Annotated in this window: 20 protein-coding genes; 7 read left to right on the top strand and 13 right to left on the bottom strand. The window is 70.5% G+C overall.

Annotated elements, in window-relative coordinates; translation table 11 throughout:
- Position 1: 1 nt before the first annotated feature.
- Positions 2 to 1,555, bottom strand: coding sequence for an acetyl-CoA hydrolase/transferase family protein (locus ACM26Y_RS10170; RefSeq protein WP_416063362.1), 1,554 nt, complete (start codon positions 1,553 to 1,555; stop codon positions 2 to 4).
- 403 nt (positions 1,556 to 1,958) lie between these two features.
- On the opposite strand from ACM26Y_RS10170, the gene ACM26Y_RS10165 reads away from it, so the two are divergent.
- From ACM26Y_RS10165 to ACM26Y_RS10140, 6 genes are all read left to right on the top strand, one after another.
- Entirely contained in the window at positions 1,959 to 4,061 is a 2,103-nt protein-coding gene (locus tag ACM26Y_RS10165; RefSeq protein ID WP_416063651.1) for a RecQ family ATP-dependent DNA helicase, read from the top strand.
- 141 nt (positions 4,062 to 4,202) lie between these two features.
- Positions 4,203 to 4,742 (top strand): diaminobutyrate acetyltransferase, encoded by a 540-nt coding sequence (gene ectA, locus ACM26Y_RS10160; RefSeq protein ID WP_040784215.1) that lies wholly within the window; start codon positions 4,203 to 4,205, stop codon positions 4,740 to 4,742.
- Positions 4,743 to 4,785: 43 nt separating this feature from the next.
- Positions 4,786 to 6,066: a diaminobutyrate--2-oxoglutarate transaminase gene (gene ectB, locus ACM26Y_RS10155; protein WP_003939069.1), complete on the top strand. Its 1,281-nt coding sequence runs from the start codon at positions 4,786 to 4,788 to the stop codon at positions 6,064 to 6,066.
- A gap of 56 nt (positions 6,067 to 6,122) precedes the next feature.
- On the top strand, positions 6,123 to 6,518 hold the full coding sequence (locus ACM26Y_RS10150; RefSeq protein ID WP_003939070.1) for an ectoine synthase: 396 nt from the start codon (positions 6,123 to 6,125) through the stop codon (positions 6,516 to 6,518).
- A 49-nt stretch (positions 6,519 to 6,567) separates the two neighbouring features.
- Positions 6,568 to 7,503 (top strand): D-isomer specific 2-hydroxyacid dehydrogenase family protein, encoded by a 936-nt coding sequence (locus ACM26Y_RS10145; protein ID WP_416063361.1) that lies wholly within the window; start codon positions 6,568 to 6,570, stop codon positions 7,501 to 7,503.
- A gap of 21 nt (positions 7,504 to 7,524) precedes the next feature.
- Complete coding sequence (locus ACM26Y_RS10140; protein ID WP_416063360.1) at positions 7,525 to 8,358, top strand: NAD-dependent protein deacetylase; 834 nt, start codon at positions 7,525 to 7,527, stop codon at positions 8,356 to 8,358.
- A 10-nt stretch (positions 8,359 to 8,368) separates the two neighbouring features.
- Here the strand turns inward: ACM26Y_RS10140 and proB are convergent, their stop codons facing one another.
- The 12 genes from proB to ACM26Y_RS10080 form a co-directional block, all read right to left on the bottom strand.
- The gene (gene proB / locus ACM26Y_RS10135) at positions 8,369 to 9,469 is read right to left on the bottom strand and encodes a glutamate 5-kinase (RefSeq protein WP_003939073.1); all 1,101 of its coding nucleotides are present in this window, start codon (positions 9,467 to 9,469) and stop codon (positions 8,369 to 8,371) included.
- A 27-nt stretch (positions 9,470 to 9,496) separates the two neighbouring features.
- Positions 9,497 to 10,954 carry a GTPase ObgE gene (gene obgE / locus ACM26Y_RS10130; RefSeq protein ID WP_416063359.1) on the bottom strand — a complete coding sequence of 486 codons (1,458 nt, stop codon included), beginning with the start codon at positions 10,952 to 10,954 and terminating at the stop codon, positions 9,497 to 9,499.
- A 200-nt stretch (positions 10,955 to 11,154) separates the two neighbouring features.
- Complete coding sequence (rpmA, locus tag ACM26Y_RS10125; protein ID WP_003939075.1) at positions 11,155 to 11,418, bottom strand: 50S ribosomal protein L27; 264 nt, start codon at positions 11,416 to 11,418, stop codon at positions 11,155 to 11,157.
- A gap of 36 nt (positions 11,419 to 11,454) precedes the next feature.
- A complete protein-coding gene (gene rplU / locus ACM26Y_RS10120; RefSeq protein WP_003939076.1) occupies positions 11,455 to 11,766 on the bottom strand; it encodes a 50S ribosomal protein L21 in 312 nt (103 codons plus the stop codon).
- 202 nt (positions 11,767 to 11,968) lie between these two features.
- On the bottom strand, positions 11,969 to 15,097 hold the full coding sequence (locus tag ACM26Y_RS10115; protein WP_416063358.1) for a translation initiation factor IF-2 N-terminal domain-containing protein: 3,129 nt from the start codon (positions 15,095 to 15,097) through the stop codon (positions 11,969 to 11,971).
- Between the two features lie 388 nt (positions 15,098 to 15,485).
- A complete protein-coding gene (gene ndk, locus ACM26Y_RS10110; protein WP_003938159.1) occupies positions 15,486 to 15,905 on the bottom strand; it encodes a nucleoside-diphosphate kinase in 420 nt (139 codons plus the stop codon).
- A gap of 16 nt (positions 15,906 to 15,921) precedes the next feature.
- Positions 15,922 to 16,347 (bottom strand): DUF4233 domain-containing protein, encoded by a 426-nt coding sequence (locus tag ACM26Y_RS10105; RefSeq protein WP_003938158.1) that lies wholly within the window; start codon positions 16,345 to 16,347, stop codon positions 15,922 to 15,924.
- Positions 16,344 to 17,777 carry a bifunctional tetrahydrofolate synthase/dihydrofolate synthase gene (gene folC, locus ACM26Y_RS10100; protein WP_003938157.1) on the bottom strand — a complete coding sequence of 478 codons (1,434 nt, stop codon included), beginning with the start codon at positions 17,775 to 17,777 and terminating at the stop codon, positions 16,344 to 16,346. The genes ACM26Y_RS10105 and folC overlap by 4 nt, the downstream gene beginning before the upstream one ends.
- Positions 17,774 to 20,449, bottom strand: coding sequence for a valine--tRNA ligase (locus ACM26Y_RS10095; RefSeq protein WP_416063357.1), 2,676 nt, complete (start codon positions 20,447 to 20,449; stop codon positions 17,774 to 17,776). Before ACM26Y_RS10095 ends, folC begins: the two co-directional genes overlap by 4 nt.
- A gap of 82 nt (positions 20,450 to 20,531) precedes the next feature.
- The gene (locus ACM26Y_RS10090; protein ID WP_416063356.1) at positions 20,532 to 22,535 is read right to left on the bottom strand and encodes a S9 family peptidase; all 2,004 of its coding nucleotides are present in this window, start codon (positions 22,533 to 22,535) and stop codon (positions 20,532 to 20,534) included.
- A gap of 185 nt (positions 22,536 to 22,720) precedes the next feature.
- Complete coding sequence (locus ACM26Y_RS10085; protein WP_416063355.1) at positions 22,721 to 23,137, bottom strand: toxin-antitoxin system YwqK family antitoxin; 417 nt, start codon at positions 23,135 to 23,137, stop codon at positions 22,721 to 22,723.
- Positions 23,138 to 23,262: 125 nt separating this feature from the next.
- A complete protein-coding gene (locus ACM26Y_RS10080) occupies positions 23,263 to 23,877 on the bottom strand; it encodes a GNAT family N-acetyltransferase (RefSeq protein WP_416063354.1) in 615 nt (204 codons plus the stop codon).
- Positions 23,878 to 24,026: 149 nt separating this feature from the next.
- Here ACM26Y_RS10080 and ACM26Y_RS10075 point away from each other — a divergent pair, with 149 nt between their 5' ends.
- Positions 24,027 to 25,217, top strand: coding sequence for an NAD(P)/FAD-dependent oxidoreductase (locus ACM26Y_RS10075; RefSeq protein ID WP_416063353.1), 1,191 nt, complete (start codon positions 24,027 to 24,029; stop codon positions 25,215 to 25,217).
- Positions 25,218 to 25,229 lie beyond the last annotated feature (12 nt).

Genomic DNA, 25,229 nt, shown 5'->3' with positions numbered 1-25,229 from the left:
TTCACTGTGCCAGCATGGAACCCGTCTGCAGGAAACGCTGATGGAAGGACAGTGACTCGCCGAGCAGATGGGGGGTGTGTCCCGCATCCGGCACGGCCTCGGCCCGGTCGACGTAGTCGTGCAACATGTCCCGGTAGTCCGGATGGGCGCAGTTGTCGACGACGACCCGTGCCCGCCGCCGCGGCGACAGCCCACGCAGGTCCGCAAGCCCCTGTTCGGTGACGAGGACCTGCACGTCGTGTTCGGTGTGGTCCACGTGCGGCACCATCGGCACGATCGACGAGATGCTGCCCCCCTTCGCGGTGGACGGGCTCAGGAACATCGACAAGTAGCCGTTGCGGGCGAAGTCCCCGGATCCCCCGATCCCGTTCATGATCTTGGTGCCCATGACGTGGGTGGAGTTGACGTTGCCGTAGATGTCGGCCTCGAGCATGCCGTTCATGGCGATGATGCCCAGGCGACGCACGATCTCGGGATGGTTGCTGATCTCCTGCGGACGCAGCACGATGTGCTCGCGGTAGAAGTCGATGTTGGACACCAGCTCGTCGATCCCGGCCTCGCTCAACGCCAGCGACGTGGCGGACGCGAAGCGGACCGTGCCGTGCTTGATCAGGTGCAGCATGCCGTCCTGGATGACCTCGGAGTAGCAGGTCAGCCCCTTGTGGGGTCCGGCGTCGAGACCCTGGAGGACCGCGTTGGCCACGTTGCCGATACCGGACTGGAGCGGCAGGAGCGAATCCGCCGGCAGCCGTCCGCGGGAGACCTCGTGCTCGAAGAAGTCGAGCACGTGCGCGGCGATCGCCCGGCTCACCGCGTCCGGCGGGGTCAGCGGGCTGGCGCTGTCGCGCGCGTGCGTCTCGACGACCGCGACGACCTTGTCGGGGTCGACGCGAAAGGTGCTCTGGCCGATACGATCCTCGACATCGGTGAGCATGATCGGCTTGCGGTGCGGCGGCAGCGCGGTGCCGTAGTACACGTCGTGGATGCCCGTCATCGCGGCCGGAACCCACGAGTTGACCTCGAGAATCACCTTCTCCGCGACGTCGAGCCAGGTCTTGTTGTTGCCGATCGACGCGGACGGGATCAGTTCACCGGTCTCGGTCACGCCGGAGACCTCGACGACCGCGACGTCGACGTGCCCGTAGTAGCCCTCCCAGACCTGCTGGGCGACGTGGGACAGGTGGATGTCCACGTAGTCCATCCGGCCGCTGTTGATGTTGCGGCGGGCGGTGGGTTCGGCCTGGTACGGCATCCGCAGGGAGATGCCGGCCACCTCGGACAGCATCCGCTCGGTCTCGGCGGAGACCGACGCGCCGGTGAGGAGGTTGACCGTGAAGTCGGTGCCGGCGGCGCGGGCCGCGCCGATGCGTTCCGCGAGCGCCGGGGTGATCGCCTTCGGTGTGCCGGCGCTGGCGAAGCCGCTGATGGCGACGGTGTGGCCGGGCTGGATCCAGCGGATGGCTTCCTCCGCGGATACGACCTTCTGCCGGAACGCCGGGTGGTCGATTCGGCTCGGAGCGGAGTCGGATGCGGGGCGGAGGAACTGCGTCTGCATAGCGAACAGGGTACGAGCACGCGCGGCGGCCGACGAAGCCTCCGTCACAGCGATCGACCGGATGGGGCGCGGACCACTCCCCCACGCCATGCCGTCCGGCCGAGTCCGCACGGCCGAACATCTCCCCTGCGTCGGCACCCGAAAGCAACTGTCGCGCAGTGGGTCCGACCATCGTGACCGCAGCGGGCCCGACTCCGGGCGGTTGCGACGCCGACGATCCGACTCGATCGGCGTCCCGTGCCGGCGCGGGGCCGGAACGCGGTTCCGCGACCGGCCCGACGGGTCGTTCGCCGACGAAGCGACCCCGTTCGTCGCGGAACCGGGCACGTTCGTCCCCGAATCGGACGCCACCGCCGGCCTCGCCCGCGCCACGATGTCGTCACCGTCCGGCACGATGGGTTCCATGAGCACCGCCACCACGGATCTACGCGACGACGCCGAACGACTGCTCCGCGATCTCGCCGGACCCGGGGCCCGGTTGCGCGAGGACCAGTGGAACGCCATCGAGGCACTGGTGGTGCATCGCCGTCGAGCGCTGGTCGTCCAGCGCACAGGGTGGGGCAAGTCGGCGGTCTACTTCATCTCCGCCAAATTGCTCCGCGCCCGCGGGCACGGGCCGACCGTGATCGTCTCTCCCCTCCTGGCCCTGATGCGCAACCAGGTCGAGGCGGCGCAGCGCGCGGGTGTCCGCGCCGCCACGATCAACTCCGGCAACGTCACCGAGTGGGAGGAGATCCACCGGCAGGTCGCCGACGGCGCAGTGGACGTGCTGCTCGTCAGCCCGGAGCGACTGAACAATCCGGACTTCCGCGACCAGGTGCTGCCGTCGCTCGCCCGCGACGCCGGGCTGGTGGTGGTCGACGAGGCGCACTGCGTCTCCGACTGGGGCCACGACTTCCGCCCCGACTACCGGCGTATCCGCACTCTCGTCGCCGACCTCGGCGAGGGCATCCCGGTGCTCGCGACGACCGCGACCGCGAACGACCGCGTCGTGGCGGACGTGGCGGCACAACTCGGCGTCGGGGAGGGCCGGGGCGAGACCCTGGTACTGCGCGGGGGCCTCGACCGGCCGTCGCTGCACCTGTCGGTTCTGCGGATCGACGAGCCCGCCCGGCGAGCGGCATGGCTCGCCCAGCACCTCGACGAGCTGCCGGGGTCCGGGATCGTCTACACCCTCACCGTGTCGGCCGCGCACGACCTGGCCGCGCTGCTGTCCGAGCACGGTCACGCCGTCGCGGCGTACACGGGCCAGTCGGACCCGGCCGAGCGGGAACAGCTCGAGGCGGAGCTGCTCGGCGACCGGGTCAAGGCACTGATCGCCACCTCGGCGCTGGGCATGGGCTTCGACAAACCCGATCTCGGGTTCGTCGTGCACCTGGGAGCCCCGTCGTCGCCCATCTCCTACTACCAGCAGGTCGGGCGGGCGGGGCGCGCGACCGAGCGCGCGGAGGTGATCCTGCTTCCGGGGCCCGAGGACCGGCAGATCTGGAGCTGGTTCGCGTCGGTGGCCTTCCCGCGGGAGGATGTGGTGCGGCGGGTGATCGAGGTGCTCGAGCCGGAGCGGCCGCAGTCCACGCAGGCCCTCGAACCGCTGGTCGACCTCACCCGGTCCCGGCTGGAGATGGTGCTCAAGGTCCTCGACGTGGACGGCGCGGTGCGCCGGGTCAAGGGAGGCTGGATCGCCACCGGCGCGCCCTGGGAGTACGACGCCGACCGGTACGCCAAGCTCGAGCAGGCGCGTGCGGCCGAGCAGGAGGCGATGCTCGAGTACGAGCGGACCACCGGGTGCCGGATGGTGTTCCTGCGCACCCAGCTCGACGACCCCGGCCTGACATCCGAGACCGCGGGCTGCGGTCGGTGCGACAACTGCTCCGGGGCCCGGTGGTCCGCGGACGTCGACGACACCGAGCTGGGCCGGGTACGGGCCCGGCTGGACCGGCCGGGGGTGGACCTGCCGCCGCGGCGGCAGTGGCCGACCGGGATGGCCAAGCTCGGCGTGGCACTGTCCGGAAAGATCACCGACGGGCCCGAGCCGGGGCGGGTGCTCGGCCGGCTGTCGGACCTGGGATGGGGACCGCGGCTGCGGGCGCTGCTGGACGGCCCCGACGCGCCGGTGCCCGATGCGGTCGTGCAGGCCGCCGTGGACGTGCTCAGGGCGTGGGACTGGTCGCAGCGGCCGACCGCGGTGATGGCCCTGGAGTCGGCGACCCGGCCCCTGCTGGTCGGTTCCCTCGCGACGCGGCTGGCGCAGCTCGGCCGGCTCGAGGACCTCGGCGTGCTACGTGCCCGGCCCGGCCGGCCCCCGGTGACGGCGGCGAACTCGGCGTACCGGATCGCCGGCCTCGTGGACGCGTGGGAGAGCCCCGACCTCCACGGAAACCCGGGGCCGATCCTGCTCGTCGACGCGGTCACCGACACCGGCTGGACGCTGACGATGGCGGCACGGACCCTGATCCACGCCGGTGCGTCCGCGGTGCTCCCGTTGGCTCTGGCGAGCCCGAAATAATCGCTGCGCTCCACTCCGGCGCTACGCGAAGTGACGCTTCTCACATCGATGTCTCACCTGCACGGAGGCGGGGTACCCGGGGACGGATCCCGACAAGACGGGTGATTCCCGTCCGCGAAGTTGTTAGGTTCGAGACCGCTTATGACGCCTGTGACACAAAGTAGTACCCCGCCCACCGCGCCTGCCGACACGGCGGACGCACCCGCCGAGCCGCATTTCCGCGCACCGCGCATTTCCGATGGAATTCGTATGTGGCAGATCGCGCGCGATTCGAAAGTGCTCGACGTCAATTCCAGCTATGCGTACGTGCTGTGGTGCCGCGACTTCGCGGCGACCTCGGTGGTCGCCACCGCTGGTGACGACGAGGCGGTCGGTTTCGTCAGCGGCTACCGACGCCCGGACGCACCGGACACGCTGTTCGTCTGGCAGGTGGCCGTGGACCAGGACCAGCGGGGCCGCGGCGTCGCGGGCCGGATGCTCGACAGTCTGTGGGACCGACTCACCGACGCCGGCGTGACCCGGCTCGAGACGACGGTCAGCCCGGACAACGAGGCATCGATCGCGATGTTCACCGCGCTCGCCCGGCGACGCGGGCTGCGCATCACCCGGAGCGAATTGTTCACCCCTTCGGATTTTCCCGATTCACACATGGCCGAGGATCTCTACACGATCGGCGAATGAATACACGACCGGCGAAAACGAATTCGCCGCAGGAGGACGAGGAATGACCATTCTGGAGCACCCCGAAACCCCCGCCAAGCACAGCATTTTCGATCACCTCGAATCCGAGGTGCGCAGCTACAGCCGTGGCTGGCCGGCCGTGTTCGAGACGGCATCCGGATCGTGGATCCGCGACGAGAACGGCAAGGACTACCTCGACTTCTTCGCCGGCGCCGGAGCCCTCAACTACGGGCACAACAACCCGATCCTGAAGACCGCGCTCGTGGACTACATCATGGGCGACGGCATCACCCACGGCCTGGACATGGCCACCCCCGCCAAGCGGGAGCTGCTGGAGTCGTTCGAGAGCCACATCCTGGCTCCGCGTGGCCTCGACTACAAGGTCCAGTTCCCCGGTCCGACGGGCACCAACGCGGTCGAGGCAGCCCTCAAGCTCGCCCGCAAGGTCACCGGTCGCGAGTCGATCATCAACTTCACCAACGCATTCCACGGGATGACCCTGGGCGCGCTGTCGGTGACGGGCAACTCGATGAAGCGCGCCGGGGCCGGCGTGCCGCTGGTGCATGCCACCCCCATGCCGTTCGACAACTACTTCGACGGCGTCACCGAGGACTTCCACTGGTTCTCCCGCGTGCTCGACGACTCCGGCAGCGGCCTGAACCGCCCGGCGGCCGTCATCGTCGAGACCGTGCAGGGCGAGGGTGGCGTGAACGTCGCCCGTCCCGAGTGGCTGCGTGCCCTCGCGGACCTGTGCTCCGAGCGCGGAATCCTGCTCATCGTCGACGACGTCCAGATGGGCTGCGGCCGCACCGGCCCGTTCTTCTCGTTCGAGGTCGCCGGGATCACCCCGGACATCGTGACCCTGTCCAAGTCGATCGGCGGGTACGGCCTGCCGCTCGCGCTGACGCTGTTCAAGCGGGAACTCGACGTGTGGGGCCCGGGCGAGCACAACGGCACGTTCCGCGGCAACAACCCGGCGTTCGTCACCGCGGCGAAGGCACTGCAGCACTACTGGGCCGACGACCGTCTCGAGCGCGACACGCTGCGCAAGGGCGAGCGGATCCGGCAGACCTTCATGAACCTGTCCGACATGTTCGACGGCGTCTCCACCCGCGGACGCGGCATGGTTCAGGGCCTGGTGTTCGACGAGCCGAGCGACGCGCAGAAGGTGTGCGCCCTGGCGTTCGAGCAGGGCCTGCTCGCGGAGACCTCCGGCCCCTCCGACGAAGTCGTCAAGCTGCTGCCGCCGCTGACCATCAGCGACGACGAGCTCGAGCACGGCCTGAACATCCTGTGCGAGGCCACCTCGGTGGTCCGGGCCTGAGCCCCGGCCACCCGTCGAACCCCGCACGAGAAGACGAGCATCGGAAGGACCCGCGCATGATCGTCCGTACCACCGAGGAAATCACCGGCACCGACCGCGACATCACGTCGGACAACGGCAACTGGCGCAGCAAGCGCATCGTGCTCGGCGGCGACAAGGTCGGGTTCTCGTTCCACGAGACCACGATCGAGGCCGGCACCGTCAACGAATTCCACTACGCCAACCACATCGAGGCCGTGTGGCTCATCGAGGGCACCGGCACGCTCACCGATCTCGAGACCGGCACCGTGTACCCGCTCGCGCCCGGCACGATGTACCTGCTGAACGGCCACGAGCGGCACCGGGTCGAGCCCGACACCCGGATGCGCATGTTCTGCGTGTTCAACCCGCCGGTCACCGGGAGGGAGGTCCACGACGAGAACGGCGTGTACCCCCTCGTCGAGGTCGTCTGAGAGCCCGCAGCATGTGCCCGGCCGGCCCTTCGCGCCTAGAGTCGGATCCATGACCTACGAGCGACAGCCGCGGATCGCCGTCGGCCCCGCCCCGGACATCGTGTTCGACCGGGCGATCGGGGCCGGCGGCGGTCGCGTATGCGGGTTCGACGACCACCCGGACGCGGTGGTCTGGACCGGCACATCGGACGAGTTCCCCGCGGCGTTGCCGACGTCGGTGCGATGGGTCCAGCTCCCCGCCGCCGGTGTGGAGGACTGGCTCGACGCCGGCATCATCCGTGCTCACCCCCAGGTGACGTGGACGTCGGCGGCCGGTGCGTTCGCCGCGACGGTCGCCGAACATGCGCTCATGCTGCTGCTCGCCGGGGTCCGGGCGCTGCCCGACCATCTGGCCGCGACGTCGTGGACGCCGAACGAGTTCTACCCCCAGCTGGGAACCCTGCGCGGCGCCACCGTGGGGATCATCGGCGCCGGGGGCATCGGCCGGGCCTTGATCCCCATGCTCGGCGCGCTGGGCGCCCAGGCGCTCGCGGTCACCCGCAGCGGCCGTCCCGTCCCGGGCGCAGTGGAGACCGTCCCCGTCGCGCGGATCGACGAAGTATGGTCCCGCGCAGATCATTTCGTGATCGCCGCTCCGGCCACGGCAGAGACCGAGCAGCTGGTGGGGGCCGACGAACTGGCTGCGATGAAGCCCACCGCCTGGGTGATCAACGTTGCCCGCGGCAGCCTCGTCGACACCGACGCGCTGGTGGACGCTCTCAGCCGCCGTGCCATCGCGGGCGCCGGCCTGGACGTCACGGACCCGGAACCGCTGCCGGACGGGCATCCCCTGTGGTCCCTGCGCAATGCCATGATCACTCCACACGATTCCAATCCCCCGGCGCTGCGCATCCCCGCGTTCGCCGAGCACGTGACCGAGAACGTCACGCGCTTCGCCGCCGGCCTCGACCTCGCCGCGGTCGTCGATCCGAGCGCCGGGTACTGACTCCCCGCTACCCTGGACGGGGTGATCGAACCGCTGCACCACCTGCTCGACGGCCGGCGGTTGTGCGTGCTCACCGGCGCCGGGGTCTCCACCGATTCCGGCATCCCGGACTACCGCAGCCCCGGCGCGCCACCCCGTAACCCGATGACCTACCAGCAGTTCGTGGGCGATCCCGAGTTCCGGCGCCGCTACTGGGCGCGCAACCATGTCGGGTGGCGGCACATGGACTCCGCGCGGCCCAATGCCGGGCACCGTGCCCTCGCCGCGCTCGAACGGCGCGGCACCGTCCTCGGTGTGCTCACCCAGAACGTGGACCTGCTGCACACCAAGGCCGGCAGCCGACGGGTGATCGACCTGCACGGCTGCTACGCCCAGGTGCGCTGCCTGGCGTGCAACCACCGGATCTCGCGGTTCACCCTCGCCGAGCAACTCACCGCCGCCAATCCGGGCTTCCTCGACAAGGTCCGGGGGACGACCGGTCTGGAGGTCGCACCGGACGCCGACGCGGTCGTCGACGACACCGGCAGCTTCCGCCCGGTGGACTGCGAGCGGTGCGGGGGAATGCTCAAGCCGGACATCGTGTACTTCGGGGAATCGGTGCCTCGCGAACGCGTCGAACGCGCGTTCGCGCTCGTCGACGAGGCGGATGCGCTGCTCGTGGTCGGCAGTTCGCTCACGGTGATGTCCGGACTGCGCTTCGTGCGGCACGCCGCGAAACTCGGCAAATCCGTGGGCATCGTCAACCGCGGTACCACTCGGGGCGATGCGCTGGCCACGGTGAAGGTCGACGCCGGGTGCTCGGAGGTGCTCACGGCCCTGGCCGCCCGGTCGCCGGCCGCCGCCCCAGGCCGGTGAGCGCCCGCCCCTACAGCGTCACGAGGTCGTCGGCGTGCACCACCGGCCGCTGCAGGTCCGCCGGCAGCTGCTGCGTGGAGAACCCGATCATCCAGTCCAGTTCGGCGGCGTCGTAGGCCACTACACCGCGCCCCACCGTCCGACCGTCGGGACCGACCAGCGCCACCACGTCCCCACCGTGGAAGCGCCCGCTCATCCCGGTGATGCCTGCCGCGAGCAGCGAGCGGCGCCGTTCGACCACTGCCCGCACCGCGCCCGCATCCAGGTGCAGGGTGCCGTGGGTGTCGGCGGCGTGCCGCACCCAGAATCGCCGCGCGGACATCCGGTCGGGCCGGGGCGCGAACGCGGTCCCCACATCCGCGGCACCGAGAGCGCGGTCGGCCTGGGATGCGGCGGTGAGCAGCACCGGCACGCCCGAGTCTGCGGCCAGCCGCGCCGCGGACAGCTTGGAGGCCATCCCGCCCGTGCCGAGGGCGCCCCCGGACCCGGCGACGACGCCGTCGAGGTCCTCCGGGCTGGTCACCTCCGCGATGAGGTGCGCATCGCCCTTGCGGGGATCGCCGTCGTAGAGACCGTCGACATCCGAGAGCAGGATCAGTGCGTCCGCCCCGACGAGGTGCGCGACGAGCGCGGCGAGACGGTCGTTGTCACCGAACCGCAGCTCGGCGGTCGCGACGGTGTCGTTCTCGTTGACCACCGGCACGGCGTGCAGCGCGCGCAGCCGGTCGAGGGTGCGCTGCGCATTGCGATGCTGGGTGCGTCGCGCGATGTCGTCGGCAGTGAGCAGCACTTGCCCGACGGTGCGGCCGTACCGGGCGAAGGAGGTGCCCCACGCGTGGGCGAGGGCGAGCTGCCCGACGCTGGCCGCCGCCTGCTTGGTGGCCAGGTCGCGGGGCCGGACGGTCAGGCCGAGCGGAGCGAGTCCGGCACCGACCGCACCGGAGGACACCACCACCACGTCCGAGCCGCCGCGCATGCGCCCCTCGAGCGCGTCGACGAGACGGTCGAGGCGGTCCCGGTCCAGTCCGCCGACCAAGCTGGTGATGGCGGACGAGCCGATCTTCACCACGACGCGGCGTGCGCCGGCGACGGCCTCCCGGGTATCGCTCACGATCTCCTGCTTCTGGGTTCGAGGTGGTCAGAACTCGTCGTCGTCGGTCGCGAGACCGCGCCGTACCTTCTTGGCGTGGCGGCGTTCGGCCGCCCCGACCCGATCGACCTGGTCGAGACGGGCGTCGGTGCCGCGGCCGGTCGGCACGAGGTCCACGCCGGCCTGCGTCTGCGGCTCCCACTCGAAGGAGACGTCGCCGATCGTGACGGACGCGCCCGGTTCGGCGCCCTGCTTGACGAGCTCGTCCTCGACACCGAGGCGGGCGAGACGGTCCGCGAGGTAACCGACGGCCTCGTCGTTGTCGAACGCGGTCTGCCGCACCCAGCGCTCGGGCCGGGTGCCGCGCACGATGAAGCCACCCGGCGTCTCGGGATCGGCAACGACGCTGAACCCGGTCTCGTCGACGGCGACGGGCCGGAGGACGGGCCGTCGCGGCGCCGCCGGCGGATGCGCCTTCCGGTACTCCTCCACCATCCGCGCCAGCGCGAACGTCAGTGGCCGCAAGCCTTCCCGGCTGACGGCGGAGATCCTGAACACCGGCCAGCCCCGCTCCTCGAGGTCCGGGGTGACGAAGTCCGCCAGTTCCGCTGCGTCGGGCACGTCGGCCTTGTTCAGGATGACGATACGGGGACGATCGGCGAGGTCGCCCAGGCTGCTGTCACCGGACAGTGCCGGCCGGTAGGCGGCCAGCTCGGCCTCGAGTGCATCGATGTCGGAGATCGGGTCGCGACCCGGCTCGAGCGTGGCGCAGTCGACGACGTGGGCCAGCACAGCGCACCGCTCGAGGTGTCGCAGGAAATCCAGGCCGAGCCCGCGGCCCTCGCTGGCACCGGGGATCAGGCCCGGCACATCGGCGACGGTGAACGTGGTGTCGCCCGACTGCACGACTCCGAGGTTGGGGACGAGCGTGGTGAACGGATAGTCGGCGATCTTCGGCTTCGCCGCGGAGAGCACCGACACCAGGGACGACTTGCCCGCGGACGGGAACCCGACCAGCCCGACGTCCGCGACGGACTTGAGCTCGAGGACGAGGTCGCGCTCCTCCCCCTCCTCGCCGAGCAGGGCGAAGCCGGGGGCCTTGCGGGCCTTCGAAGCCAGCGCTGCATTGCCGAGACCTCCGCGGCCGCCGTGCGCGGCGACGAAGCGGGTGCCGGCGCCGACCATGTCGGCCAGGATCCGGCCGTCCTTGTCGAGCACGACGGTGCCGTCGGGCACCTTCAGCACGAGGTCGCCACCGTTGGCGCCGTCGCGGTTGCTGCCCGCGCCCTGGGTGCCGTTCGTGGCTTTCGCGTGCTGGTGGAAGTGGAAGTCGAGGAGGGTGTGGACACCCTCGTCCACCTCGAGCACGACGTTGCCACCGTTCCCGCCGTTGCCCCCGTCGGGGCCGCCGAGCGGCTTGAACTTCTCCCGGTGGACGGAGGCGCAGCCGTTACCACCCTTGCCGGCGGTGACGTGCAGCACCACCCGGTCGATGAAGCGGGACATGGGTGGACCTCCGTCGAATGGTGGAACTGTTGTGTCGGCCGGTGCTCCCGATGTGCCGGGAGCACCGGAGTCGTGCCGGGACCACCGCGTTACCGATGGTCCGAAAACAGTAGGGGCGGACCCGGGTGTGCGACCCTGGTCCGCCCCTACTGGGAGTATGTGCGAAGGAGACCTTCGCGGTGTCCGATTCGGACGGCAGATCAGGCGTCTGCCGCGACCGGAACGATGTTGACCGTCTTGCGACCACGCTTGGTACCGAACTCGACGGCACCGGCAGCGAGCGCGAAGAGCGTGTCGTCGCCGCCACGACCGACGTTCACGCCGGGGTGGAAGTGGGTGCCACGCTGGCGCACCAGGATCTCACCGGCGCTGACGGCCTGGCCGCCGAAGCGCTTGACGCCGAGACGCTTGGCGTTCGAATCGCGACCGTTGCGGGAGCTGGATGCACCCTTCTTGTGTGCCATGACGAACCCTCCTGGGGTTTGAAGCGGAAGCCCGAATTACTTGATGCCGGTGACCTTCAGGACCGTCAGCTTCTGACGGTGACCCTGGCGCTTGTGGTAGCCGGTCTTGTTCTTGAACTTGTGGATGCGGATCTTCGGGCCCTTGGTGTGCTCGACGATCTCGCCGGTGACCGTGACCTGCGCCAGCTTGTCGGCGTCGGTGGTCAGCTCGGCTCCGTCGACGACGAGGACCGGAGCAAGCGAGACAGCAGTGCCGGGCTCACCCTCGATCTTCTCGACCTTGACGAGATCGCCCTCAGCGACCTTGTACTGCTTACCGCCGGTCTTGACGATCGCGTACGTTGCCATCGGACGGCTACCCCTTGCTAGTTCGAACGTGCTCGCGCCACGGTGTGCAGCGCGACTGGTCTGGTGGTTGCTGACTCGGGGCCGCCACAATCCCGCATCGGGCGCAGCAGGGCCGTATCGCCGAGTAGCGACTGACCAAGATTACGGGAAGGTGACTGCCAGGGTCAAACCGGGCCCGGCCGCAGTCGGGCCCGGTTCGACCTCATGCCTGTGCTTCGACCGGCGGGCCGGCAGGCCGGCCCGCGGCCCGGCGACGACGTGGCCGTCGAACAGTCACCGGCTCGGCGCTGTCACCGGCCGGCGCGGTGGCCACGGCCACGGGCTCCGGGGCCGGTGTCGGCACCACGAAGACCGTGCCGGTGCCGTCGCCCGTCGGAGCCGCAGCGGCCCGCGAGACCCGGCGACGGCGACGGGCCGCCGGCTCGGCGGGCTGCGTGCCGGCCTCCGGCGCTTCGGCCGGCCGCGCCTCGCGCGGTTCGGCCACCGGGGCCGGCGCGGCTTCGGCCGACACGGCTTCGGTGGGCGTCTCCGCCGGCGCTGCCTTCGTCGGCCCTGCCTTCGTCGGCCCTGCCTCTGTCGGAACTGCCTCTGTCGGAACTGCCTCCGCCGGCTCGGCTCCGGATTCGGTCGGGTGTTCGTCGTGGTTGCCGTGATGCGCGGCCATCGCCAGAGCGACCGGGTGGGCGCGCTTGACGGTCGCGTCCACCACCGGCGCCTCGGGGGCCGGCTGGGACACGGCCGCCTCGGTCGTCGCCGGTTCCGGCTGGGTGCCCCGATCACGGCCGCGGCGGCGACGGGAGCCGCTCTCGCCGCGCGCGGGCCGGCCACCGTCCTCGGCCGCGGCGACCTCGACGGGTTCGCTGTGCACGAGGATGCCGCGTCCGTGGCAGTGCTCGCAGGTGGTGGAGAACGCCTCCACGAGCCCCGTTCCGAGCCGCTTGCGCGTCATCTGCACGAGTCCCAGCGAGGTCACCTCGGAGACCTGGTGACGGGTACGGTCCCGGCCGAGCGCCTCGGTCAGGCGTCGCAGCACCAGGTCCCGGTTCGACTCGAGCACCATGTCGATGAAGTCCACGACGATCATGCCGCCGATGTCGCGCAGGCGCATCTGCCGCACGATCTCCTCGGCTGCCTCGAGGTTGTTGCGCGTGACGGTCTCTTCGAGGTTGCCCCCGGCGCCGGTGAACTTGCCGGTGTTGACGTCGACGACCGTCATCGCCTCGGTGCGATCGATGACGAGAGTGCCGCCGGACGGCAGCCACACCTTGCGATCGAGCGCCTTGGCGAGTTGCTCGTCGATGCGGTGGGCGGCGAACACGTCACGCCCACCCGACTCGGAATCGTGCCGCTCCACGCGGGGCAGCATGTCCGGGGCGACGGTGCGGATGTAGTTCTCGACAGTGCTCCAGGCGTTCCCACCCTCGATGACGAGTTTGGAGAAGTCCTCGTTGAACAGGTCACGAATCACCTTGACCAGCAGGTCGGGCTCTTCGTAGAGGGTCTTCGGCTGTCCCGAACCGTCGGCCTCGAGCTTGGCGGCCTGCTCCTCGATCGAGGCCCACTGCGTCTGCAGGCGCTGTACGTCGCGGGCGAGTTCGTCCTCGCTCACGCCCTCCGCCGCAGTACGGATGATCACACCGGCTTCGGCCGGGACGACCTCTCGCAGGATCTCCTTGAGCCGCTTGCGCTCGGTGTCGGGCAGCTTGCGGCTGATGCCGGTCGACGAGCCGCCCGGCACGTACACCAGGAATCGGCCGGCGAGACTGATCTGCGTGGTGAGCCGGGCACCCTTGTGCCCGACCGGGTCCTTGCTGACCTGTACGAGCACCCGGTCGCCCGGTTTGAGGGCCTGCTCGATCTTGCGCGAGTTGCCACCGAGCCCGGCGGCCTCCCAGTTGACCTCGCCGGCGTAGAGGACGCCGTTGCGGCCCCGGCCGATGTCGATGAACGCTGCCTCCATCGAGGGAAGCACGTTCTGGACGCGGCCGAGGAAGATGTTGCCGACCATCGAACCGGAGCCGGCGCTGGTCACGAAGTGCTCGACCAGGACACCGTCCTCGAGGACCGCGACCTGCGTGATGTTTCCGGGGTTCGCGGTGTCACCGGCCTTCTCCCGCACCACCATGACGCGGTCGACGGACTCGCGGCGGGCGAGGAACTCCGACTCGGTGAGGATGGGGGGCCGACGGCGGCCTGCGTCCCGGCCGTCGCGGCGGCGCTGGCGCTTGGCCTCGAGCCGGGTGGAACCGGTGATGCCCTGAACCTCGTCCTTGGCGGCGCGTGTCTTGGACCGCGGCTCACGTTCGTGGACGACGGTGGGGACCGAGTCGTCCTCGACCGCGGTGTCGGCGCCGTCCGCGCTGCCCTTGCGGCGACGACGACGGCGGCGACGACGGGACGGCCCTTCTGCGGACTCCTCCTCGCCCTCGCGCTGCTCGGACTCCTTCTGCTCGCCCTCGGCCTGCTCGCCCTCGGCCTGCTCGCCTTCGGCCTGCTCGGCGCTCGGCTCGGCGGTCGCGACCTCTTCCGCCGCCGGCTCCTCGGGCTCTGCTTCCGGTCCCTCGCCCTTCTCCGGAGCAGCGCCCTCCTCGGCAGCGGTCTCTGCAGGGGACGTTTCCTCGGGGGTGGTCTCCTCCGGCGTCTCGGCCTGCTCGCCGCGCCCACGGCCACGGCCGCGTCGGCCACGACGGCGACGGCGCGGCTCCTCCTCGGCGGCCTCCTCGCCCGGTTCCGCCGCCGCGGCCTCCTCGGTGACCTCCTCGGCGACGCTGGGTTCGGGTGCCTCGGCCGCCCGGCGGGACCGGCGGCGACGCGGCGCCGCCTCGGCGGGGGCGGTGACTTCCGGCTGCAGGAACAACGGCGCGCTGACGACGGGTTCGACGGCGCTCGGTTCCGGCGCGGTGAACACCGGGGTCTCCTGTTCCACGCCGGTGAACAGGGTCGGAGCCGCGGGCGGCGCGGCGGGTTCCTGAGCGGTGGTGTCCTCGACCGCGGCCTCCGCCGCGACGGCCGGCTCTCCGGCGGGAACCTCGGCGGCGGGAACCTCGGCGGTCTCGGCAGGCACCTCGGGCACCTCCCCCACCGGTTCCGGTGCGGCTTCCGCGCCGGTCTCGGCGGGCGCACCGAGAGCGGCGCGGATCTGTTCGGCGAGGTCGCGCTGCAGGCTCGAGTGGGCACTGCGCAATTCGGTGCCGAGGTCGGCGGCCTTCGCCATGACCTGCTTGCTCGTGAGGCCGAGCAGTTTGGCGAGGGCGTGCACGCGCATCTTCGGCGGCAGCACCACGGTGCCCTCATCGATGGAAGTGTCGTTCGGCGGCGCTTGGTCGGCCACGTAGGTCTCCTCGGGCCCCCGGGCGCGTCCATCCTCGTCTCGAGCGATGTGACGCGGCCACGCGGGGGCGCTGTCTGTGTGGGCTCGCACCGGGAGGCGCGAGATGTGCGGTCTCGCATCGCACGGTCGTCCGGTGCCCGTTTTCACTGCACGGCCGAGCGGTGCCTGGCTGGATCGCGGATCGAGCGCCGGTGCATCCAGCGTGCAACCGGGCGAGGTGTCTCCTGCGTCCCCGGTCACAGCGATGTCGGGCATCGATCCGTGATGTCGTTCGGTCGTTCCGCAACACTCCGAAGCGGAGCGACCTACCTCAGTATCCCACACAGAGGTCCGTGAACACGCCAACGGCGCCCCGAAGGGCGCCGTGGCACGTAGGTCGACGGATGAATCAGGACCCGGCGAGGGCCGGGAACCACAGAGCGATCTCACGCTCGGCCGACTCCACCGAGTCGGAACCGTGCACCAGGTTCTCTCCGGCGTCGAGCCCGAGATCACCGCGGATGGAACCGGGTACGGCCTTCTCGACGGGGTCGGTGCCGCCCGCGAGCTGGCGGAATGCGGCGATGGCCCGGGGCCCCTCGAGGACCGCCGCGACCAGCGGCCGCGCGGTGATGAACTCGATCAGGCCGGGATAGAAGGGTTTGCCCTCGTGCTCGGCGTAGTGGGCGGCGGCCACCTCCTCGGTGGCGGTGCGCAGCTCGAGTGCCACGATGTCGAGTCCCTTGCGCTCGATGCGCGAGAGGATCTCGCCGACATGACGACGGGCCACGCCGTCGGGCTTGATCAGTACCAGGGTCCGCTCAGTCACGCGCACAGCGTAGTGGTCAGCCCCGCTGTCCCGGTAGCAGGCCCCGCGCCTCGCGGTCCTTCATGTCCTTGCGCAGGTACAGGATGTAGCCCCACACCACGCTGAAGATCACGCCGACGATGCCGAGCGAGAGGTCGACGAAGAACCCCAGCAGGGTCAGCACCTGCAGCGCGAGGTTGTACCGGAGCGCCCAGGGCCGGCCCTGCAGCCCGGCGCCCGCGATCATCGCGACGGCGAGGAGCACGATGTAGCCACCCGAGAGCCACGTGAGTCCCCCACCGACGACCGCGACGACCGGCAGCACCAACAGGACCACGATGGCTTCGAGGACGAGCGTGCCGGCCATGACGCCCCGCAGCCCCTTCCACGGGTCCTTCGCGGGGGGCCGGACGGCGGAGTCCCGGTCCGGCGATGCGGCGGAGTTGTCAGCTGCCTCGCTCACGCGGGGTCCTTTCCGAAGAGAGTGCGGGCGGCGCCGGCGGTCACCACCGAACCGGTGACCACGACACCCGCCCCCGATACTGCCTCACCCGGCTCGGCGACCTCCTCGGCGATGGCGATGGCGGTCTCGAGGGCGTCGGGCAGTGTCGGCGCGACGACCACGCGTTCGTCGCCGAACCGTGCCACAGCCAGGTCGGAGAGCTCGTCGACGTCCATCGCCCGCGGCGAGCCGTTGTGGGTCACGACGATCTCGTCGAACACCGGCTCGAGGGCGTCGAGCAGACCGGGCACATCCTTGTCGGCCATCACCGACACCACCCCGACCAGCTTGCGGAAGTCGAACTCGTCGGCGAGTGCCGCAGCGAGAGCCTTCGCACCGTGGGGGTTGTGGGCGGCGTCGAGGAACACCGTCGGAGCGCTGCGCACCCGTTCGAGCCGGCCCGGGTTGAGCACCGAGGCGAACGCCGCGCGCACCGCGTCGGCGTCGAGCTGCCGGTCGGCGCCGGCACCGAAGAACGCCTCCACGGCGGCGAGCGCGAGCGAGGCGTTGCGGGCCTGGTGCTCGCCGTGCAGCGGCAGGAAGATGTCGGTGTACACCCCGCCGAGGCCTTGCAGCTCGAGTTGCTGCCCGCCTACGGCGATGCGCCGGGCCAGGACCTGGAACTCGGAGCCTTCGCGCGCGACAGCGGCATCCGCTTCCACGGCCCGGCGCAGCAGCACCTCCATCACCTCCGGTTCCTGCTGGGCCAGGATTGCGACGGTGTCGCGAGGCACGAGCCCGTCGTCGGGTGCCTTCTTGATGATCCCGGCCTTCTCCCCCGCGATCGTCGCGAGGTCGGGTCCGAGGTATTCGGTGTGGTCGAGCCCGATCGGGGTGATGACCGCGACCTGCGCGTCGACGACGTTGGTGGCGTCCCAGGTGCCACCGAGTCCCACCTCGACGACGGCGACGTCGACGGGGGCCTCGGCGAACGCGGCGAATGCCATGGCCGTGGTCACCTCGAACTTGCTCATCGCCGGGCCGCCCGCGGCCTGCGACTGTGCGTCGATCATCGCGACGTACGGCTCGAGTTCGCGATAGGTGTCGACGTAGGTGCGCGGGGAGACCGGCGCCCCGTCGATACTGATGCGCTCCGTGGCCAGCTGCAGGTGCGGGCTCGTGGTGCGGCCGGTGCGCCGGTGCAACCGCGTCAGCAGGGCGTCGATCATCCGGCTCACCGACGTCTTACCGTTCGTGCCGGCGATCTGGATGGCCGGATAGCTGCGCTGCGGGGATCCGAGCAGATCCATCAGCGCCGCGATCCGGGTCAGCGAAGGCTCGATCTTCGTTTCGGGCCAGCGCTTGTCGAGTTCGGCCTCGACCAGGGTCAGCTCGGCCAGGTCGACCGGCGACGGCTTCGCCGGGGTGGCCGCGGACCGGTCCTCGCTCACGCCGACCCCAGTTCCTGCAGGCGCGCGGTGATCCGCGCGATCTCCTCCTCCGCGATCTGTCTGCGGGCGGTGATCTTCTCCACGACCGCCGCGGGCGCCTTGGCGAGGAACGCCTCGTTGCCGAGCTTGGCGGACGTGCCCGCGAGTTCCTTCTCGGCGACCGCGAGGTCCTTGCCCAGGCGGGCCCGCTCGGCCGCCACGTCGACGGTGCCGGAGGTGTCCAGTTCCACGGTGACGGTGGCACCGGACAGGCGCACCTCGATGGCCGCGGTCGCGGCGAACTCCTCCCCCGGCTCGGTCAGCCGCGCGAGCGACCGTACGGCCGGCACCTGCGCGGCCAGGTCGGCGGCGTCGATCTCGGTGAGGCGCGCGGCGACCTTCTGCGACGGCTTGAGGCCCTGGTCGCTGCGGAAACGGCGGACCTCGGTGACGAGTTTCTGCAGATCCTCGATGCGACGCGCGGAGTCGGCGTCGGGCTCGACGCCGGTGGCACTCGGCCAGGACGCGACGACCACGGATTCGCCGCCGGTGAGCACCTTCCAGAGGGTTTCGGTGACGAACGGGATCACCGGATGCAGCAGACGGAGCAGCTGGTCGAGAACGTTACCGAGGACCGCCTGGGTGCCCTGCGCGTACTCGCTGCCGTCGGCCAGCTGCACCTTGGCGAGCTCGAGATACCAGTCGCACACCTCGTCCCACGCGAAGTGGTAGAGCGCCTCGCACGCCTTGGAGAATTCGAACCGCTCGAACGCCTCGTCGACGTCGGCGCGGACCCGCTCGAGCCGGTCGAGGATCCACCGGTCCGCGTCGGTGAGGTCAGCGCGCGCGGGGAGCTCGGTGACGACCGCGCCGTTCATGAGGGCGAACTTGGTCGCGTTGAACAGCTTGTTGGCGAAGTTGCGGGAGGACTGCGCGTGGTCCTCACCCACGGCGAGGTCGCTACCCGGGTTCGCGCCGCGGGCCAGGGTGAAGCGCAGCGCGTCGGCGCCGTACCGCTCCACCCAGTCCAGCGGATCGATGCCGTTGCCGCGCGACTTGGACATCTTCTTGCCGAACTGGTCGCGCACGAGGCCGTGCAGGAACAGGTCCTTGAACGGCACCTGGACGCCGGACTTCCCGCCGGCGGTGATCGCCTCGTCGTTCGCCACGTACAGGCCGAACATCATCATCCGGGCCACCCAGAAGAACAGGATGTCGTATCCGGTGACGAGAACGCTGGTGGGATAGAACTTCTCGAGCTCCGGCGTCTTGTCCGGCCAGCCCATCGTGGAGAAGGGCCACAGGCCCGAGGAGAACCAGGTGTCGAGGACGTCGGGATCCTGTTCCCAGCCCTCGGGGGCGGTCTCGTCCGGTCCGAAGCACGCGACCTCGCCGTCCGGGCCGTACCAGATCGGGATGCGGTGACCCCACCACAACTGCCGCGAGATGCACCAGTCGTGCATGTCGTCGACCCACGCGAACCAGCGCGGCTCCTGGCTGGCCGGGTGGATCACGGTGTCGCCGTTGCGGACCGCGTCGCCCGCAGCCTTGGCGAGCGCATCGACCTTGACCCACCACTGCATCGACAGCCGGGGCTCGATCGTCTCGCCGCTGCGCTCGGAATGACCGACGCTGTGCAGGTAGGGACGCTTCTCGGCGACGACCCGCCCCTGCTCGGCCAGCGCCTCGCGCACCCGGACCCGCGCCTCGAACCGGTCCATGCCGTCGAATGGCGTTCCGGTGTCGGCGATCCGGCCGGCCTTGTCCATGATGGTGGGCATCGGCAGGTTGTGCCGCACGCCCATCTCGAAGTCGTTGGGATCGTGGGCGGGGGTGATCTTGACGGCGCCGGTGCCGAATTCGGGGTCGACGTACTCGTCGGCGATCACGGGGATCCGCCGGCCGGTGAGGGGGTGCTCGAGGGTGGTGCCGACCAGGTGCTTGTAGCGCTCGTCGTCCGGGTGCACCGCGACGGCGGTGTCACCGAGCATGGTCTCGACCCGGGTGGTGGCGACGATCACGTGCGGCTCGGCGTCGTTCAGGGAGCCGTAGCGCAACGAGACGAGTTCGCCCTCGACCTCCTCGAACTTGACCTCGATGTCGGAGATCGCCGTCTGCAGCACGGGCGACCAGTTCACCAGTCGCTCGGCGCGGTAGATCAGCCCGTCGTCGTAGAGCCGTTTGAACATCGTCTGCACGGCCCGCGAGAGTCCCTCGTCCATGGTGAACCGGTCGCGGGACCAGTCGACGCCGTCCCCGATACGGCGCATCTGCCCCTGGATGGTGCCGCCGGATTCGCGCTTCCAGTCCCAGACCTTGTCGACGAACAGTTCGCGACCGAAGTCCTCCTTGGTCTTCCCGTCCACCGCGAGCTGCTTCTCGACGACGGTCTGGGTGGCGATGCCGGCGTGGTCCATGCCGGGCAGCCACAGCACCTCGTAGCCCTGCATGCGTCTGCGGCGCGAGAGCGCGTCCATGAGGGTGTGGTCGAGTGCGTGACCCATGTGCAAGCTGCCGGTGACGTTCGGCGGCGGCAGCACGATCGAGTAACCGGGCTTGTCGCTGGACGGATCGGCGGCGAAGTAACCGGCGTCCACCCAGCCCTGGTACAGCTCGTCCTCTACGGCGCTGGGGTCCCAGCTCTTGGGGAGGGCGTCGGCGGGGTTCTGGTGGTTCTCTGGCGCACTGGTCACCCCGCAATCGTAGTCAGCGGAGGCAAACCGCCTGAACACGCCCCACGGACCCGGATCGGGGCCGCCGGCCTGCGGGTTCGGTTCAGCCCAGCACCTCGGGCAGCGCCCGGGGACGCGCGAGTACGTGTTCGGAGAGGAACGCCTCGACCACCTCGTACCAGATCTTCGTGTGCTGGGGGCCGAGCACCCAGTGGTTCTCGTCGGGGAAGTAGAGGAAGCGGTGCACGGTGGAGCCGTCCTCGGCGGCGGGCGCCCCCGACTCGGACAGCAGTTCGTACCACAGTCGCAGGCCCTCCCCGATCGGCACGCGGTAGTCCTTGTCGCCGTGGATCACCAGCATGGGGGTGACGATGTCGGCGACGTACAGGTGCGGTGAGTTCTCCACCGCCATCTCGGGGGTCATCTCCCGAGCCCAGTACCAGGCCGAGTCCGTGGTGGGGCCGAACTGGTCGAGAGCCCACAGGCTCGCGTGGGTGACGATCGCCCGGAAGCGGTCGGTGTGCCCGGCCACCCAGTTGGCCATGTATCCGCCGAAGGAGCCGCCCATCGCGGCGGTGCGGTCGGCGTCGATCACGGGGAGTCCGATCGCGGCGTCGGTCAGCGCCATCAGGTCGGTATAGGGCTCCTTGCCCCATCTGCCCCAGCCGCGTTGGACGAAGTCCTGCCCGTATCCGGAGGACAGGGCGGGATCCGGGAGCAGCACGGCGTAGCCGCGGGCGACGAGCAGCCACGGGTTCCATCGCCACGACCAGGTGTTCCACGAGCCGAGGGGGCCACCGTGGATCCACAGCAGCAGCGGCGCGGGGGCGTCGGGATCGGCGGTGGCCGGCAGGGCCAGCCAGGCCCGCAGCGGGGTGCCGTCGTCGGCGGCGGTGGTCAGTTCCGTGAGACGGCCGGGGAGGTCCGGTAGCTCGGCGGGAGCGCGCAGAGCGGTGACGGCGCCGGAGCCGTCCAGCGGGATCCGCACCGGGTGCGGCGGGGCGTCGTAGGCCGCGCGCAGGGCGTAGACGCACGTTCCGTCGGGTGCGACGTGCAGGTCGGTGTAGGCGGCCGGGTCGGTGGTCAACGGGGTGGGGACGTCGGCCCACAACGCGACCTGGAAGATCGGCGCGCGGCCGTGTTCGTCGGCGGTCACGAGCAGCGCCCCGGAGTCGGGACGCCAGACGACGGACGTCGGCCACCGGTCCCACCCGGGCACCAGGAGCGTCGTGTCCCCCGAACGAAGATCGAACAGCCGCAACGTGATTCTCGGTGCGGTCTCGGGGTCGGAGTGCGTCTCGTGCAGGAACGCGACCCGGGTGCCGTCCGGTGAGATCGCGGGAGCGAACACGTCGGCGGTCTCGTCGTCGACGAGGACCGTGCGCAGTCCGGTGTCGGTGTCGATGCGCACCAGGGTGGTGCGGCGGGATGCGAGTGGTCCGGGCACCGACCAGGTGGTGACGACGAATGTGCCGTCCGGGGCGAGGTCGAGGGTGGCCTCGCGCAGGGCGCCCCCGGGTCCCGGGGTCAGGTCCGACAGCGGCGCATCGGGGCCGTCCGCGAGGGCGAGCAGGTGCGGCTCGGCCGGCCCGAGGTCGTGATCCCAGTGCCGGATCGGGTATCCGGTGTGCAACACGGCGGAGATCTTGTGCTTCTTGCGGGCGTCCCGGATCCGTTGGTCGTCGCCGTCGGTGCGGCCGAGCACGTCCGCCGTCACCACGATCCGGTCGGCGCCCCGCGCCGCGTGCACTGCGCGTACCCCGCCCTTGCGGGAGACCACGCGCTGCGCTTCGCCACCGGCTGCCGGCAGCCGCCACAGTGCGGCCGGCGCGCCGTCGCTGTCCGTCCCGTCGGCCCGGGCGGCGGTGAACAGCAGGTCACCGGTGGCGGTGAAGACGGGGCCCGACTCGCCCTTCGCGCCCCACGTGAGCCGCCGGGCGGGCTCCTGTCCGTGCGGGTCGACCTCCCACAACGCCCCGACGTACCCCGTCCCCTCCTCGTCCGGGGTGGACTGGGCGATCACGACACGGTTCCCGTCCGGCGACAGCGCGAGCGTGGTGACGCGCGGGAGAGCCAGATAGTCGTCGAGGTCGTCGAATGCGGTCATGGTGCCCGAGGGTAGTGCGCGCCGGGGGTGTCACCGTGGATCCGGCACTGCCGTTTCGGACGGCGAATGCCCCTGCCGACCGGCACTGCGGTCTGCACCGTCGCCGGCGCCGCATGTGCGCCGGCCCCACGGTCGACCTCCTGCCGATCCATCTTCTACTTCCTTCCCGAGAGCCATCCGGGCGGTCACCCGCGCGGCGGCCTCGGCCGGTGGGTGGTCGTCTTCCTGATGCTCCCGTCGGTGTCGTAGTAGGTCCATTCGCCGGTCTTCCTGCCGTGCTCCCAGTGTCCGCTGTCGACGAGTGTCCCCGCCGCCGTCCAGCGTTCCCAGTGGCCGTGCTTGTCACCGTGGGCGAATGCACCGCGCTGCAGCAGACCGCCGGTGGCGCGGTACCAGGTCCAGGGACCGTGCAGGACGCCGCGGTCGTAACCACCCTCGGAACGTAGCGCCCCACCGGCGGAGAAGTGCCGCCACGTCCCGTGACGCTCGCCGTCGACGTAGGTGCCCACCATCAGCCCGCCGTGCGGGTCGGGCTCCGCCCATTCGCCGGTCCTACGGCCGTGACCGTCCACCGCGTTCGGACGCTCGAGGGGCGCGCTCACCTCGTACCCCCGAGCCGGGCCGGGGCTTCGCATGCGCCGCTCGGTCCTGCGGCGATCCGCGAGACATCACTCACAGACACCGACGATATGCAAGCGACTGCTTGCATATCAAGGGATCCGCCGGGTCACGGCGTCACGGATTCGCGCCACATCTTCCACAGGGTCGGCCCACCGTTCGGGACGGCGATCTCGCCGGTGACCCGGAACCCGAACCGCTCGTAGTAGGAGATGTTCTTCTCCTTGCTCGACTCGAGATACGCGGGCATCCCGTCGGCGTCACAGCGGTCCAGCCGCGAACGCAGCAGCGCCTTTCCGAAACCCCCGCCACGCGCGGCATTTCCGGTTCCGATGGCGGAGAGGTACCAGTGCGGCTCGGCCGGGTGCGCATCGTCGAGCGCGCCGTCGACCTCGGCGCCGACGCGGGCCCGGCTCCCGAGCGCACGGATCATCCCCGCCGTGACCAGCACGGACCGCCACCCCGTGGCTTTCCAGCGACCCGGCGGCGCCCACATGGTCGCGCCCCCGGCGGACCCGTCCGGCCCCTCGGCGATCTCGAGTCCGCCGTGCGACAGCAGGTGATGCCTCGCCTCGACGGCGAACATGCGGGGCAGACCTCGCCGCCGGCGCTCGTCGTCGGGCCACATCCACATCATCACCGGATCGTCGAAGAACGCGTCGGCGAGGGTGCGGGCGAAGACCGGTATGTCCCGTCGGGTGACCGGGCGGACGACAGGGGTCATGCGGACGAGGCTACCGGCCTCGAAGGAGCATCGTTGCCGCCCAGCAGGTTTTACGTCGTTGTCACACCGAGCGGGTGACCGGGGTTTCATTTGATGCAACAATGTTTCTCTGTAAGAAACCACCGAAGTGCGAGCTGTGAGGAAACACGATGACCGAAACCGCGAACATCGTCATCGTCGGCGGCGGACTCGAGGGCCTGGCTGCGGCCTGGTCTCTCGCCGAGCGCGGCGAAACGGACGTCCTGGTGCTGGAACGCGGGACGATGTGCTCCGGCATGACCGGCAAGTCCAGCGGCATCGTCCGCTGCCACTACGGCGTTCCGTCGCTGGCCGCGATGGCCTGGCACGGCGTGCAGGTGTTCTCCGAAGCCGAGGAGATCTTCGGCGCCGACATCGGCTTCCGGCAGACCGGATACGTCGTCGGCGTCGGACCCGAGAACACCGCCCCGCTCGCCGCCAACGTCGAGATGCACCGCGCTCTCGGGGTGCCCGTCGAGACGATCGACGCCGACGAGGTCCGCCGCCTGCTACAGGGGATCGCTCTCGATCCCTTCGCGGCCTTCGCGTACGAGCCCCTCGGCGGCCACGGCGACGCCTACATGACCGGAATGGCCTACGGCACCCGCGCCCGAAGCCTCGGCGTGCGAGTGCGCCAGAGCACCCCCGTCGCCTCCCTCCTGCAGCGCGAGGGCGGCGAGGTCTACGGGGTGCAGCTCGCGGACGGCTCCGAGATCCACGCGGGCACCGTCGTGCTCGCGACCGGCGTGTGGTCACCGGCACTCGGCGCGACCGCCGGCGTGGACCTCCCGATCCGGGCCCAGCGGGAACAACTGCTGCTCGTCGACCAGGGCGAACCCACTCCCGACATACCCACCTTCTCCGACCTGGTGAATCTCCAGTACATCCGCCGCGAGCCCAACGGGGACCTGCTGGTGGGTAACAGCGACCACTCCGCGCCGGAATGGGCGGACCCGGACGACTACGTCAATCGCGCCGACGACCCGTTCGTGGAATCCGCCGTCGCGAAGCTCGACCGGCTGCTGCCCGTCATGCCCGATCCGCGACTCGCCTCGTCGTATGCGGGATGCTACGACACCACACCCGACTACAACCCGATCATCGGCCCGTCCCCGGCGCCGGGACTGTTCCTGCTCGTGGGCTTCAGCGGCCACGGTTACAAGATCTCCCCTGCCGTCGGCCGGCTCGCCGCCGACCTCCTGCTCGACGGCATCAGCAGCGACCCCGCTGTCGACGGCACCGACTTCCGGTATTCGCGTTTCGCCGAAGGCAAACCGCTCGCCAGCCTGAACCCGTACGTCGGCGCCGGAGAGATGCGCTGACGAACCGCACCG

Origin of the sequence: Rhodococcus indonesiensis, from assembly GCF_047782815.1 — a bacterium.
GTDB classification, from domain to species: Bacteria; Actinomycetota; Actinomycetes; order Mycobacteriales; family Mycobacteriaceae; genus Rhodococcus; species Rhodococcus indonesiensis.
This window is presented reverse-complemented; position numbering and strand designations above follow the sequence as displayed.